Here is a 13,143-nt window from a genome sequence, read left to right as displayed (position 1 = left end):
TGCTCGGTATCCACCGAAGCTGCCGACGGTCCGGTGAAACTTCACGCAACTGTTGTCGAATCGGCCGGCTGAAACAGAACTATTCGGACAAATGGTTGCATCATGCATGTGTTTTTCGACGACAACTGATCCTGTGTGAACCACCTCACACACCCTCGGCGGCAGTGCCGACATCGGGAGCGACGCGAGGCAGGATGGAGAACGCAACCCCAATCGACTCGAAGGAGAACGTTCTCGTGGCTCAGGTCAGCGCATCCAGTTCCGCCACCATCGCCACCACACCCGATCAGGTGCTCGCCGCGCTCGCCGACTACGAAACCGTGCGGCCCCGCATCCTTCCCGAGCAGTATCGCGACTACCGGGTGGTGCAGGGCGGACAAGGCGGCGGCACCGTGGCCGAATGGACCCTGCAGGCCACCGAGAAGCGAGTGCGCAACGTGAGCGCCTCCGTCACGGTCTCCGGCTCGACCATCACCGAACGCGACGCCAACTCCTCGATGGTCACCACCTGGACCGTCGCCCCCGAAGGCAACGGGTCCGTCGTCACCACGACGACCGAGTGGGCGGGTGCCGGAGGAATCGGCGGATTCTTCGAGAAGACGTTCGCGCCCCTCGGATTGAAGAAGATCCAGGCCGCGACCCTCGACAACCTGCGCCGCGAGTTGATCTAGACCCGCTCGAAATCCGGCTCTTCGATCAACGCCAACGTGCCGACCACCACGGTGCGCATCGACCACAGAAACATCCCGTCGGGTCCACGGTCGATCGTGTCGTAGGCCCCCGGCAGGGTGTCGAGGTCGGTGCGCGCCGCGATCGCGTCGTCGTACTCACGGTCGCGGCGATCGGCGTTGTACACCATCTGCGCCAACGCCAGTGCATGTTCGCTGACGGTGATGACGGCCCACGTCGCCTGCTTGGAAGTCAGTTCGTAGCGCACTCGATATCGGGTCTGCACGGTGTCGGCCATGCGCAACGCGTCGACGGAACTGGGAGTCAGTCCGATCAAATACGCGGCGATGCCCGGGTTGCGGTGAACCAGCGCGCGAATGGCGGAGGCAAGTTCCAGCAACGCGTCGTGCATGGGCTCGTCGTCTCCGGGGAGCGGCGGAGACCACCGGCGCAGGATCTCCTCGGCGACCAGGGCCTTGAGCGCGGCCGGACCGTCGATGTTGTTGTAGATCGCGACGATCGATACGCCCAGCGCGTCGGCGACCGACTTCACCGTCACCTTGGGCAGCGTCAGGGCGATGCCCGCCTCGGCCATGGTTTCGGGAGTCACTCGACGCTTGCGCGGGGTCGAGCTCGCCGGCGCGTTCATGCCCTCAGGCTACGTGGGCTCAGAACTGACGGAACCTCAGCCGAGTGTCGAACCAGATCGTGCGGTCGAACGTCGTCCGACACCGTGCGACTACGCTGGAGGTCGCTTCGACCCACGCGAGAGGACGGCACAGTGCAACCCGGTGAACAGCCCGACATGGCCTCGATTCTGCAGCAGGCTCAGCAGATGCAGCAGCAACTGATGGCGGCACAGGCGGAGATCGCCGAAACCGAGGTCACCGGTCAGGCCGGCGGCGGACTCGTCGTCGCGACCGTCAAGGGAACGGGCGAAGTGGTCGGACTGACCATCGACCCCAAGATCGTCGATCCCGACGACGTCGAGACACTGCAGGACCTGGTGATCGGTGCCATCGCCGACGCGTCGAAGGCAGCGCAGAACGTAGCGAGCGAGAAGCTCGGCCCCCTCGCAGGCGGTCTCGGCGGCGGCTCCCTCGGACTACCCGGCTTCTAGGCGAGACGAGTGTACGAAGGTCCCGTACAGGATCTGATCGACGAGCTGGGAAAGTTTCCCGGCGTCGGTCCGAAGAGCGCTCAGCGCATAGCGTTTCACCTCCTGGCCGTCGAGCCACCCGAGGTCGATCGCCTCATGCGCGCGTTGCAGCGCATCCGCGACGGCGTGCAGTTCTGCATCGTCTGCGGGACCGTATCGGACAAGGAACTGTGCCGAATCTGCGCCGACTCCCGACGTGACAGGTCCATGATCTGCGTCGTCGAAGAGCCCAAAGACGTTCAGGCCGTGGAACGTACGCGCGAATTCAAAGGCCGATACCACGTACTCGGCGGAGCGCTCGACCCACTCAACGGGGTGGGCCCCGACCAGCTGCGCATCCGAGAGTTGTTGACCCGCGTCGGAACTCAGGACGACGGCGTCGACGTCACCGAGGTCATCATTGCCACCGACCCCAACACCGAGGGCGAAGCAACGGCTACGTATTTGGTGCGGATGATGCGCGATTTCCCCGGTCTCGCCATCACCCGTCTCGCCTCCGGCCTGCCGATGGGCGGAGACCTCGAATTCGCCGACGAACTCACACTCGGCCGAGCTCTGACCGGTAGGCGTCGTATGTGAGAGCGGCTTCGCCGCACGTGCGTGGAAGTTCGTAGCAGGGGTCGTGTTCAGTCCGGGGACATATGAGACACGAGATGTCCACGGACATGTGACACACGGGCTGTGATGATGCTGCGGGGCACTGAGACCGGCTATGGAGTAATCCATGGCCAGATCGGATGCCCGGATGAACCTGCTCGACGCCACCTTGACCGCATGGATCATCGAGGGAGCCGACGTCTTCGACGAACGAGGCCTGTCAGGCTTCTGCGCCGACCACGGGCTCTCCCGCAGTACCGCCAACCGTCACGCCGCCCGGATCCGAGAACGGGGCCGGTGGGAACTCGACTCCCGCCGGCCCCGCTCGAGCCCGACACGCACCCCCGACACCATCGAAGCCCGCATCATCGCGCTCCGCGGCAAATTGGGCCGCGACAACGGTGCCGACAACATCCGCTACGAGCTGACCAAGATTGCCGCCGAACATGATTGGGCCGGCAAAGGCTGGAAGGTCCCGGCCCGATCGACCATCAACAACATCCTCACCCGCCACGGCCTGGTGACCCCGGAACCCAAGAAGCGACCCAAATCGTCCTACCGCCGATTCCAATACGCCCGACCCCGTGACTGCTATCAGATCGACGCCACCGAAGTCGTACTCGCCGACGGCGGGAAAGCCACCGTCTTCGAGGTTCTCGACGACTGCACCCGCACCCTCGTCGCGACGTACGTCTGCCACGCCGAGACCACCACCGGAGCCATCACCGCCATCGGCAGAGCGTTCACCGACTACGGAGTACCGGCAATCGTGTTGTCCGACAACGGAATGGCATTCTGCGCGACCGCGTCGAAGGGCCGCTCGAAGTTCGGCGCGTTCGTCACCGGGTCCGGTGCCCGGCTCATTCACTCGAGCCCGTACCACCCGCAGACCAACGGCAAAGTCGAACGCCACCACCGCACCTTCAAACAGTGGCTCACCGACCAACCCACCCGGCCCGCCACCACCGCCGAGTTGCAGACGTCGTGCAACCGCTACCAGACGTTCTACAACACCGACCGCCGCCACAGTGCCGTGAACATGCCCCCGCAGCAGGCATGGAACCGCGCAACAACCCTGGGCGGCCCGCAGCACCTACCCGCCCAGGTCGACGCCACAGTCGGCACCCACTCCGTCTCCGGCTCCGGCGTGATCTCCGTCGGCGACCACACGATCTCGGTCGGACGGCCCCACGCACACACTCGCGTGACCGTCCTGCGCGACGGCAACCACATCACCACCTACACGGCCAGCGGAGAAGTCCTCGGCCACTTGCACCTGAACACCGACAAGCGCTACCAAGGACAACTCCACCGCCCCGCAGCCTAGAATCGTGTCTCACATGTATCGAGACACCCGTGTCCCACATGTATCAAGACAGCACACGTAGCAGGGGTCGAGTTTCCACTCACGACCCCGTCTATCCACAGCCTGTGGATAGATTCTGACGCGGTCACCGTAAACCGGCCATCCTGAGATACATGAGGACGAGACCGGCGGGTGCCTGGCAGCGACTACTGGACGATCAGCACGGAATCATCACCACGAAACAAATGCACGAGAACGGGGTCAACAAGGACTCCATCGACCACTGTGTGGAAACCGGGCAGTGGCTCCGGGTGTTTCGTGGAGTCATATCGGTGACCAACGGACCGCTGACTCGTGAGATGCAGCTGTCGGCGGCATTGTTGTTCGCGGGCCGGGGAGCGTTGCTCAGCCACACCACCGCCGCTGAGGAGTGGGGGTGGCGGCGGGTCAGTTCTGGGCCGGTTCATCTCACCGTTCCCTACGGGTGCTCGGCAATCAGCAGGCCGCCGACAATGCGACACGCCAAGCAGAACTTCACGTCGGAGAGCAATGAACAAATTCATCCCGGCGTGATCGTGCACCGTTCCCGAGCCATGAGCCACATCGGCGTCGAGACGAATCCGGCGCGAACGAGCGCTGCCGACACGGTGCTGGATCTGACAGTCGCGGAACCGTCGTCGAGGCAGGCGGTGATCACGCTGGTTTCAGCGATGTCATCGGGCGGCGTGAACGTCGCGGCAATGACGCGCAAGATCGAGGTCCGACGGCCGATGCGCTACCTGAAGGCGATTCTGCATACATTGGCTCTCATGCGCGACGGGGTCCATTCTGCGCTGGAGCACCGCTACGTGCTCGATGTCGAACAGGCGCACGGACTTCCGGCCGGGAAGCGACAGGCACCGGTCTTCGTCGACGGCCGTCAACTCTTCGAGGACATTCGTTACGAAATATGCGACCTCATCGTCAGGCTGGACGGCCAGGCTTTCCACTCCGCCAAGCAGCGGCGTTTTCGCGATCGACGACGCGACAATGCCGCGGAATTACGAAACCTGCCGCGGCTGATGTACGGCTGGCACGAAGTGACCGAAGACCCGTGCGGTGTGTACCGCGAAGTCCGCGAGGTGCTGGTCAGAGAGGGATGGAACGACGCGTCGTACCCCTGTGAACGGTGCACGTCGTGAGTGGAAAATCGTAGTGGGCTACGAAGTTTCACTCACGTGCGGCGGAGCCGCTCCTTGCGGAGTTGCGTGACCTCGGGGAGGTCGAGGGGAGCGAGAGTAGTGCCCAGCGCCCGTTCGAGTAGGTAGTCCGCCAACTCCGGGTTTCGGGCGAGTACCGGCCCATGCATGTACGTGCCCAGCACCGAACCCTGCACGACGCCTTCGCGTCCGTCTCCGACACCGTTACCCACCCCGTGCGTGACCTTGGCGAGCGGTGAGGCATCAGGCCCGAGTGTCGTTCCGCCGCGGTGATTCTCGAATCCACTGAGCTTCTGGGTGAGACCGTCGAGCGTGGGTTCGGTGACGACTTCACCGATGGATCGGGTGGCCTGGGGCGCGGTGGTCACGTCGAAGAGGGAAATGCCGTCGACGCGTTCGCCTGCGGAGGTCTCGTACCAGTGCCCGAGTACCTGAATCGCGGCGCAGATAGCGAGTACCGGCACACCGCGAGCAGCTGCGTTCTGCAGGCCCGGGTATCGGGTGAGGTGACGCGTCGCGAGGCGCTGAGCCGAATCCTCTGCTCCACCAAGGGTGTACACGTCCAACGAATCCGGGACCGGATCGTTGAGCGTGATGTGCACGACCTCGGCGTCGATGTCGCGCATCCGCAGTCGCTGGCGGAGAACGAGGGCATTGCCGTTGTCGCCGTAGGTGCCCATGACGTCGGGCAGAACGAGGCCGATCCGAACGGTGGACTCAGACATCCTTGGTCTCCCGTGCCAGTGCGCGACCGAGATCGCGGAACGCGGTGTAGTTCGCCAGCACTTCGACGCGTCCCGGCGGGCAGGATGCGATGGCCTGCAACGGATCTGCGATGGTGGTGTGCTGCGAACCGGCATACAGCAGGCGGACGCCCAGGTCGGTCGCGCGTTCACCGGCCGCGACGACAGCGACGTCCTCGAAGTGCTCGAAACGCACGTCCCACAGCCACGACAGGTCTTCACCGTCGGGAACCTGCCCGTTGACGGCGATGACGAGACCGTCGCACGTGGGGTCGATCATCGACAGCGCTTCCTGCCATCCGGCCGGATTCTTGGCCAGAAGCATTCGGACGGAATGCGATCCGTACTGGACGGTGGAATAGCGTCCGGCCACCTCGTCGACTCCCGATGCGGCTGCGACGGCGTCGGCAGGCGATGCGCCGAGAGTGACGGCTGCGGCCACGGCCTGAGCTGCGTTGCCGCGGTTGGCCTTTCCCGGCAGCGCCAATGTCATCGGCAGAACGAGCCCATCGGGGCCGTAGAGATTCTCGTCGTCGAGCCACCAATCCGGCGTCGGACGCTTGAAATCGCTTCCGGTGCTGTACCAGTGCTCGCCGTCCCAGACGATGGGTTCGCCGGTACGCGGGCAACTGACGGAGTCGCCGGCCCAGCCGCCGCCCGCTGCGACCCACACGACGTTCGGCGCATCGAACGCCGCCGAGGTGACGAGGACGTCGTCGCAGTTGGCAATGACGACGGTGTCGGGATGACGGGCCAACCCGGCGCGCAGGGCTCGCTCGATCATATTGATCTCGCCGACACGGTCGAGCTGGTCGCGGCTGAGATTCAGCAGCACGATCGCCGCGGGATCGACCGCGTCGGAAACGTGGGGGACGTGGAGTTCGTCGACCTCCAGGGCCGCCAGCTCCGCGTCGAAATGAGCGTGCAATGCCGCGACGATGCCGGCATCCATGTTCGCTCCGTCGGCCTGGGTGGCGACGTCGCCGAGAGTGGCCAGTGCTGCGGCCGTCATCCGCGTCGTAGTCGATTTGCCGTTGGTGCCGGTGACGATGACGGTGCGTCGCCCACGGCCCAGGCCGCCCAGAATGGTCGGATCGATCTTGAGCGCGACCAGACCACCGATCATCGAGCCCTTACCTCGGCCCGCCTTGCGGGACGCCCACGTCGCCAGCTCCGCCGCGCGTAATGCCACGCGGCCACGGGCGCCGATACGTCTGCGCTCACCCAGTTCAGCCATCCGCCGAGTCTGGCACAGAAGAGCGTGCAGTTTCACGTCGACGCTTGCTACCCCTCGCTCATTCCGCACGCTCCACTCCCGCCCTCATACCGGTACTTTCTCCAGAACTGGGGTCGGCTTCCTGGCAGCCATTCCGCCCAGGCAGCCGCCGATGACGATCGCTCCGCCGAGCAGGGCCAACAGCGACGGGGTTTCGTCGAGGAACGCCCAGGCACCCGCGATACCGACGACGGGAACCAGCAGCGAGAACGGTGCGACGAGACCGGCCGGGTTGCGGCTCATCAGGATGCTCCACAGGCCGCTTCCCATGATCGTGGCGGGAATCACGATGTACGCCAACGCGACCAGACCGGGCCAGCCCTGCGATCCGAACGAGTCGGCCAGCGCGTGCCAGCCCGTGCTCGGGCCCTCGACGACCGCCGACAGCGCCAACATCGGCACCGGCGGGATGACGGTCATCCACAGCATCAGTGTCATCGGGGAGTTGGATTTGGCCAGTCGGTTTCCGAGATTGCCGAAGGCCCAGCCCAGACCGGCGAGCAGGGTGAGGACGACAGGCAGCAGGGTGGCGTTCTGGGCGCGATCCCACCCGATGAGGACCATGCCGAGGACGGCCACACCGATGCCGATTGCCTGCCTGCGGCTCACGTGTTCGCGTAACAGCAGCGCGCCGAGAATGACGGTGAACGGAGCGGACGACTGCAGGACGAGCGACGCCAATCCGGTGGGCATGCCTGCCGCCATCGCCGCGAACAGGAAGGCGAACTGCAGGAAACCGAAGCCGAAGCCGTAGAGCAACAACCATTTCAGGGGCACCTTCGGTCGCGGAACGAACATCACGACCGGAACTGCGATGACCAGAAAGCGCAGTGCCGCGAAGAAGAAGGGCGGAAAGTGGTCGAGCCCGACGCGGATGGCGAGGAAGTTCAGTCCCCACAGAACGGCGACAGTCAGTCCGAGGAGGCGGTCGCGTGTGGTCATGCCATTTATCGTGACGGGTGCAAACAATCAGCACAATCGAATATATCCGCACCAACAGTTAAGATTTTCTGTATGAATGTGGAGCGGCTCCGGATCCTCGCTGAGCTTGCCGACCGCGGGACCGTTGCATCGGTCGCCGAGGCGATGTCGATGACTCCGTCGGCGGTGTCTCAACAGCTCAAGTTGCTGGCGCGCGAGGCCGGCGTGACATTGCTCGAACCGGACGGGCGCCGGCTGCGCCTCACCGACGCCGGGCGGGCACTGGTACTCAGAACCGACGAGGTTCTCGCTGCCCTCGCCCGCGCCACAGCAGAAATGGATCGTTATCGAGCGTCTCCGCGGGGACGCGTCCGAGTTGCCCTGTTCCCGTCGGGTGCGGCACTGCTGCTGCCCGGGGTCCTGACGCGGTTGGCGGACTCGGACGTCGACATCGATGCGCGCGACGAGGACCTGCCCGCATCCTCGGTGCCCGAGCTACTCGCCGATTACGACGTGGTGCTCACCCACCGAGACGACAGGGCTCCGTCGACGGCGGGTCCACGGATCGAGGTGACGACCCTGATGCGCGAGCCTATCGATCTGGTGTTGCCTCTCGATCACGCACTGGCGCAGCAAGGCTCGATCGATCTGCGAGACCTGATCGACGAGCGGTGGATCAGCGTTCGCGGCGGTTTTCCGGTCGACGACGTGTTGCTTTCCGTGGCCTCGGTGACCGGAGTTCAGCCGCGAGTTGTCCAACGCATCAACGACTTTCGAGTGACCGAAACACTCGTCGCGGCCGGGCACGGAGTGGCGTTGATGCCGCGCTACGCCGTTGTGCATCCGGGCCTGGTACGTCGAGAGCTCGCCGGCGTTCGAGCCGGGCGAATCTACGAACTCGCGACGAGGATGGATGCGCGGCGACTACCCGCGATCGCCGCTGTGCTCGATGCGTTCGGAGCGGAAGCGACGTTCAGGACAGCGCTTTGGCCTTGAGCGTCGTGAACTCGTCCTGATCGATGGTTCCGTTGTCCAGCAACGCCTTTGCGTGTGCGATCTCTTCGGACGCAGATCGACCGGCGACGTGCTTGATGTACTCCTCCTGCTGGTCCTGTGCGTGCTGCAGGGCGGCAACCTGACGCTTGGCCATGTTGCTGCCGTTCACGATGAGGTAGACCAGCGCGGTGAGGAACGGCGCAACGATGAGGAAGAGCACCCACAGGGCTTTGACGAACCCGGATGTCTTGTGGTCCCGAAAAAGATCTCCGATGATCGAGAACATCACCATGAGGTAGGCCACGAAGGCGAACCCGACGATGAGAAGCCAAAGAAAATCCCAGAAAGAATCCATGGCGAACTTCCATTCTCTAAGGTGCCCCGGCGGCTGATTCAGTGTGGCATTTGCGGCACCCCGTGCACACGGGTCTTTGGTCCCTTTCGTCGACCGGAAATCCCAGTGAGCCCCACGTCGACCGCGCCCGCTTTCTTTTCGTGAGGGCCCCACAACGCAACACGCCGCCCACCCCGAAAGGTGAGCGGCGTGTCGTCGAGCAGCGAAGTTACTTCAGCGCGCGGTTCACGGCCGAGACCACAGCGCGCAGTGACGCTGTGGTGATCGAGGTCGCGATGCCGACGCCCCAGACTGTGGTGGCGACACCTGCAGCCGAGGTGACCGAGGCTTCGACGTAGGCGGCGGCCTGGGCGTCGTCGCCTGCGGACAGTGCGTGCTCGGAGTAGTCGAGGACGCTGACGTCGTAACCGATGGTGGACAGCGCGTCGACGAACGAGGCGAGTGGTCCGTTGCCGGAGCCGGAGATTTCCTGCTCGACGCCGTCGACCTTGACCGTGGCGGTGATGGTGTCGGTTCCGCCGTCGATCTCGGCAGCCTGTACCGACTGCTTGATGCGCTCGAGCGGACGGATCGGCGTCAGGTACTCCTCGGCGAAGACGTCCCACATCTCCTTCGGCGAGACCTCGCCGCCCTCACCGTCGGTGATGCGCTGGACTGCCTGGGAGAACTCGATCTGCAGGCGACGCGGCAGGTTCAGCCCGTGATCGGACTTCATGATGTACGCGACGCCGCCCTTGCCGGACTGCGAGTTGACACGGATGACGGCCTCGTAGGTGCGGCCGACATCCTTGGGGTCGATGGGCAGGTACGGCACCTGCCAGGTGATGTCGCCGATGTCCGAACCCTGTTCGTCTGCCGTGACCTTCATGGCATCGAGGCCCTTGTTGATCGCGTCCTGATGGCTGCCCGAGAACGCGGTGTACACCAGATCACCGCCGTACGGATGACGCTCGGCGACGGGCAGCTGGTTGCAGTACTCGACCGTGCGGCGAATCTCGTCGATGTTGGAGAAGTCGATCTGCGGATCGACGCCGCGAGTGAACAGATTCAGGCCGAGCGTGACCAGGCAGACGTTGCCGGTGCGCTCACCGTTGCCGAACAGGCATCCCTCGATGCGATCGGCACCGGCCTGGTAGCCGAGTTCGGCTGCGGCAACACCGGTTCCGCGGTCGTTGTGCGGGTGCAGAGACAGTACGATGCTGTCGCGGCGATCGAGGTTGCGGCTCATCCACTCGATCGAGTCGGCGTAGACGTTCGGCGTCGCCATCTCGACGGTGGCCGGCAGGTTCAGGATCAAAGGCTTCTCGGGCGTCGGGTCGATGACCGCGGTGACCGCGTCGCACACCTCTTTGGCGTAGCTGAGTTCGGTGCCGGTGTAGGACTCGGGGGAGTACTCGTAGCGCCAGTCGGTATCGGGGAACTTGGCCGCTTCTTCGAGAACCTTGCGAGCACCGTCGGTCGCGATCTTCTTGATGACGTCACGATCGGCCCGGAACACCACTTTGCGCTGCAGGATCGACGTCGAGTTGTAGAAGTGCACGATGACGCTGCGAGCGCCCTCGCACGCGACGAACGTGCGCTCGATCAGCTCGGGACGGCACTGCGTCAGAACCTGGATGGTGACGTCGTCGGGAATCGCGCCGTCCTCGATGATCTCGCGGACGAAGTCGAAGTCGGTCTGGCTGGCGGACGGGAAGCCGACCTCGATCTGCTTGTAGCCCATCCGAACGAGCAGGTCGAACATGCGGCGCTTGCGCGCGGGACTCATCGGATCGATCAGCGCCTGGTTGCCGTCGCGCAGATCGACTGCACACCACTGTGGCGTCCGGTCGATGATCTTGTCCGGCCACGTGCGGTCGGGGAGGGTGATGGACTCCACTTCCTCGGCGAACGGCCGATAACGGAACGTGGGCATCGAGGAGTTCTTCTGAGTGTTCCACGCTGGCTGGTCGCTGGGAGCGGGCCGCGAGGGCGGGGTGATGGTGCGAGATCCCGAGGTGAATGCGTCGGCTGGTGACATGGTCTTCGTCTCTCCGTACAGATCAGAGCAATGGTGTTCGACCGGCGCAACGAACCCCGCGACGGGAAGCCAGTCTGGTCTCAGACCCCGTCGCGGCTGTTAAGAAGGAGAGCTCGCAGCATAGGGTGAGTGTACTACCGCAGACCGACCGCCTACCCGAGGGTTCGGGAGTCGAATTTTCCGGTCACGGTGTCGTGCCTGCGCTGCCACTGATCGATGTCGTTCAGTCGTCCGACATCGTCCGCGGTCCAACACCGTGCGAGGAGTTCGTAACCGAGATGATCGACCTCTGCGTGCCTGTCCCAGACTCGATGCGCCCAGCGGCGATCGTTGTGCGCCGCTTCGGCTCCCGCGAGCGCGGCACCGACCAGCTCGAACTGGATATCTCGTCGTAGCTCCATTGTGGCTGCCGCCGAGGAGTTTTCGCTTCGGAGGGCCGTCAACAATCGGTCGGTCAACTGCAGAACCCGCCGATCGGACCACAGCAGCGCCCGCCGAAAAGCGCCTGGCAGCAACAACCACAGCGCCGCGAAGGCCAAGGCGACACCCACCGCGGTCTCCACCACCCGATCGACGACGATGCCGCCGAGCGGAGCACCCGGATGCGAGATGGTGCCCATCAGCAACGCGAGTGGGGTGATGAACGTGACGGCGAGACCGTAATTGCGCGCCACACTGATCTCGATCGCGAACTGCAACACCATCAACACCACGATCACCGCGAGACCGGTCAGCGGCGAAAGATAGATCGCCGAGAACAGCACCACTCCGGCCAGAGTTCCGCCGAGCCGCTGCATGCCGCGATACGTCCCGTGCACACGATCCGGCCCCTGCTGGAGCACCAGGACCGCGCCGAGGATCGCCCAATCCGGCCTGCTCAAACCCATCGCCACACTGATCCCGCCGGCACCTGCCGCCGCGCAGAACACTCGGATCGCCGTCGACGCCGCATGCGAATCTCGATGCAACGACCGCTTCAACCGATACCCGATGCCCGGACGCGCCAGCGGCAGCTGGTCTCGTGGCGATTCGACCTCGTTCTCGGGATCCAGGACGGCACCGGCGCGCGCCCTCGTGGCAGCCGCAAACGCGAGATGGGCGTCGAACAGGGTCTGTACCAGCGCGGGGCGCGAGGTCCCGCGCGTCGACCCGGCCTCGTACACCGCGGCCCACGCCGCGTGCAGATGCGAGGCGGCGGTATGTCGATCGCCCACGGACGCCGTCGGCGATGTCGTGTACTTCTCGATCGCCGCCACGGCCGCACCGACGGCCGCCCGTTCGGGACCTCTCGGGTCACGCACCACCCCGGACATCGCGACCACCAGCGCCGACGCCACCCCGATCGCCGCGCACACGGCACCGCGGGTCGCGCTGATGTCGGCGGCAGGGAGGTACGACGCCACCGCGCACACCAGCACGAAGAAGAACGCTCCGGGCGGGCCGAGTCGCAGCGCTGCCACGACGTAGACCGCGACGAGAGCGAGAACGGACAACACAGTCACCGGGATCATCCGCGCCCACCCGGTCTCGCCGAAGTCGAGGGCGAGCCGACCGGCCGTCGCGCCCAGCCACACCGAGGCCACCAGGGCGGCCCCTGCGGTCAGCACCACCCACCACCGCGACCGGTAGGGACGGCCCTCGCCGTAGATCACCGCGAAACTGCCCGAGACCACCAGCAGTGCCTCGGTGTGGAAGCCGAGCAGCCACGCCAGGATCGCCGGAACACCGAACGCCAGGGCCGAACGCAGTCCACCGGGCCAACGCCGGCCGACAGCGGGGAGCCCGAAGAGCACCTTCAGGCCTCGAGCCGGCGGTGGTGGGAGATGTTCGGGAACGGTCACTCGAACATGTTAAGGCAGGCGAGAGGCCCTAAAGTCCCAGCTCGGAGCTACCCGGCCCACT

The 13,143-nt window shown here is 65.0% G+C and carries 13 protein-coding genes; 6 read left to right on the top strand and 7 right to left on the bottom strand.

Annotation, left to right across the window (positions count from 1 at the left end; translation table 11 throughout):
• Window positions 1-236 precede the first annotated feature (236 nt).
• Window positions 237-671, top strand: a complete 435-nt coding sequence (locus K414_RS0102700; RefSeq protein WP_027494535.1) for an SRPBCC family protein — start codon at window positions 237-239, stop codon at window positions 669-671.
• On the opposite strand, the gene K414_RS0102695 is transcribed toward K414_RS0102700, so the two are convergent.
• Complete coding sequence (locus tag K414_RS0102695; RefSeq protein ID WP_141214863.1) at window positions 668-1,318, bottom strand: hypothetical protein; 651 nt, start codon at window positions 1,316-1,318, stop codon at window positions 668-670. The two genes, K414_RS0102700 and K414_RS0102695, sit on opposite strands and share 4 nt — an antisense overlap.
• 132 nt (window positions 1,319-1,450) lie before the next feature.
• On the opposite strand from K414_RS0102695, the gene K414_RS0102690 reads away from it, so the two are divergent.
• From K414_RS0102690 to K414_RS0102675, 4 genes are all read left to right on the top strand, one after another.
• Window positions 1,451-1,789 (top strand): YbaB/EbfC family nucleoid-associated protein, encoded by a 339-nt coding sequence (locus K414_RS0102690; RefSeq protein WP_027494533.1) that lies wholly within the window; start codon window positions 1,451-1,453, stop codon window positions 1,787-1,789.
• Window positions 1,790-1,798: 9 nt separating this feature from the next.
• Complete coding sequence (recR, locus tag K414_RS0102685; RefSeq protein WP_027494532.1) at window positions 1,799-2,407, top strand: recombination mediator RecR; 609 nt, start codon at window positions 1,799-1,801, stop codon at window positions 2,405-2,407.
• Window positions 2,408-2,552: 145 nt separating this feature from the next.
• Window positions 2,553-3,752 (top strand): IS481 family transposase, encoded by a 1,200-nt coding sequence (locus K414_RS0102680; protein ID WP_027494531.1) that lies wholly within the window; start codon window positions 2,553-2,555, stop codon window positions 3,750-3,752.
• Window positions 3,753-3,904: 152 nt separating this feature from the next.
• Window positions 3,905-4,912 (top strand): type IV toxin-antitoxin system AbiEi family antitoxin domain-containing protein, encoded by a 1,008-nt coding sequence (locus K414_RS0102675; RefSeq protein WP_027494530.1) that lies wholly within the window; start codon window positions 3,905-3,907, stop codon window positions 4,910-4,912.
• Between the two features lie 32 nt (window positions 4,913-4,944).
• On the opposite strand, the gene K414_RS0102670 is transcribed toward K414_RS0102675, so the two are convergent.
• The 3 genes from K414_RS0102670 to K414_RS0102660 all read right to left on the bottom strand — a co-directional run bounded on the left by K414_RS0102670 (window position 4,945) and on the right by K414_RS0102660 (window position 7,891).
• Entirely contained in the window at window positions 4,945-5,655 is a 711-nt protein-coding gene (locus K414_RS0102670; protein WP_027494529.1) for a glutamine amidotransferase, read from the bottom strand.
• Window positions 5,648-6,910 (bottom strand): Mur ligase family protein, encoded by a 1,263-nt coding sequence (locus K414_RS0102665; protein WP_032388126.1) that lies wholly within the window; start codon window positions 6,908-6,910, stop codon window positions 5,648-5,650. Before K414_RS0102665 ends, K414_RS0102670 begins: the two co-directional genes overlap by 8 nt.
• A gap of 84 nt (window positions 6,911-6,994) precedes the next feature.
• Entirely contained in the window at window positions 6,995-7,891 is an 897-nt protein-coding gene (locus tag K414_RS0102660; RefSeq protein WP_027494527.1) for an EamA family transporter, read from the bottom strand.
• A 72-nt stretch (window positions 7,892-7,963) separates the two neighbouring features.
• Here K414_RS0102660 and K414_RS0102655 point away from each other — a divergent pair, with 72 nt between their 5' ends.
• On the top strand, window positions 7,964-8,866 hold the full coding sequence (locus K414_RS0102655) for a LysR family transcriptional regulator (protein ID WP_027494526.1): 903 nt from the start codon (window positions 7,964-7,966) through the stop codon (window positions 8,864-8,866).
• Here the strand turns inward: K414_RS0102655 and K414_RS0102650 are convergent.
• From K414_RS0102650 to K414_RS25890, 3 genes are all read right to left on the bottom strand, one after another.
• Window positions 8,844-9,221 (bottom strand): SHOCT domain-containing protein, encoded by a 378-nt coding sequence (locus tag K414_RS0102650; RefSeq protein WP_027494525.1) that lies wholly within the window; start codon window positions 9,219-9,221, stop codon window positions 8,844-8,846. The genes K414_RS0102655 and K414_RS0102650 overlap by 23 nt on opposite strands.
• Before the next feature lie 208 nt (window positions 9,222-9,429).
• Window positions 9,430-11,241, bottom strand: a complete 1,812-nt coding sequence (gene leuA, locus K414_RS0102645; RefSeq protein WP_027494524.1) for a 2-isopropylmalate synthase — start codon at window positions 11,239-11,241, stop codon at window positions 9,430-9,432.
• A 152-nt stretch (window positions 11,242-11,393) separates the two neighbouring features.
• Entirely contained in the window at window positions 11,394-13,082 is a 1,689-nt protein-coding gene (locus tag K414_RS25890; protein ID WP_037218823.1) for an FUSC family protein, read from the bottom strand.
• Window positions 13,083-13,143 lie beyond the last annotated feature (61 nt).

This window comes from Rhodococcus sp. JG-3 (genome assembly GCF_000482405.1).
GTDB classification, from domain to species: Bacteria; Actinomycetota; Actinomycetes; order Mycobacteriales; family Mycobacteriaceae; genus Rhodococcoides; species Rhodococcoides fascians.
This window is presented reverse-complemented; position numbering and strand designations above follow the sequence as displayed.

Excerpts from the sequence above, each read along its gene's own strand:
- K414_RS0102695 (WP_141214863.1), bottom strand. The coding sequence starts at position 1,318 with ATGAACGCGCCGGCGAGCTCGACCCCGCGCAAGCGTCGAGTGACTCCC.
- K414_RS0102680 (WP_027494531.1), top strand. The coding sequence starts at position 2,553 with ATGGCCAGATCGGATGCCCGGATGAACCTGCTCGACGCCACCTTGACC.
- K414_RS0102675 (WP_027494530.1), top strand. The coding sequence starts at position 3,905 with ATGAGGACGAGACCGGCGGGTGCCTGGCAGCGACTACTGGACGATCAG.
- K414_RS0102670 (WP_027494529.1), bottom strand. The coding sequence starts at position 5,655 with ATGTCTGAGTCCACCGTTCGGATCGGCCTCGTTCTGCCCGACGTCATG.
- K414_RS0102665 (WP_032388126.1), bottom strand. The coding sequence starts at position 6,910 with ATGGCTGAACTGGGTGAGCGCAGACGTATCGGCGCCCGTGGCCGCGTG.
- K414_RS0102660 (WP_027494527.1), bottom strand. The coding sequence starts at position 7,891 with ATGACCACACGCGACCGCCTCCTCGGACTGACTGTCGCCGTTCTGTGG.
- K414_RS0102655 (WP_027494526.1), top strand. The coding sequence starts at position 7,964 with ATGAATGTGGAGCGGCTCCGGATCCTCGCTGAGCTTGCCGACCGCGGG.
- K414_RS0102650 (WP_027494525.1), bottom strand. The coding sequence starts at position 9,221 with ATGGATTCTTTCTGGGATTTTCTTTGGCTTCTCATCGTCGGGTTCGCC.
- leuA (WP_027494524.1), bottom strand. The coding sequence starts at position 11,241 with ATGTCACCAGCCGACGCATTCACCTCGGGATCTCGCACCATCACCCCG.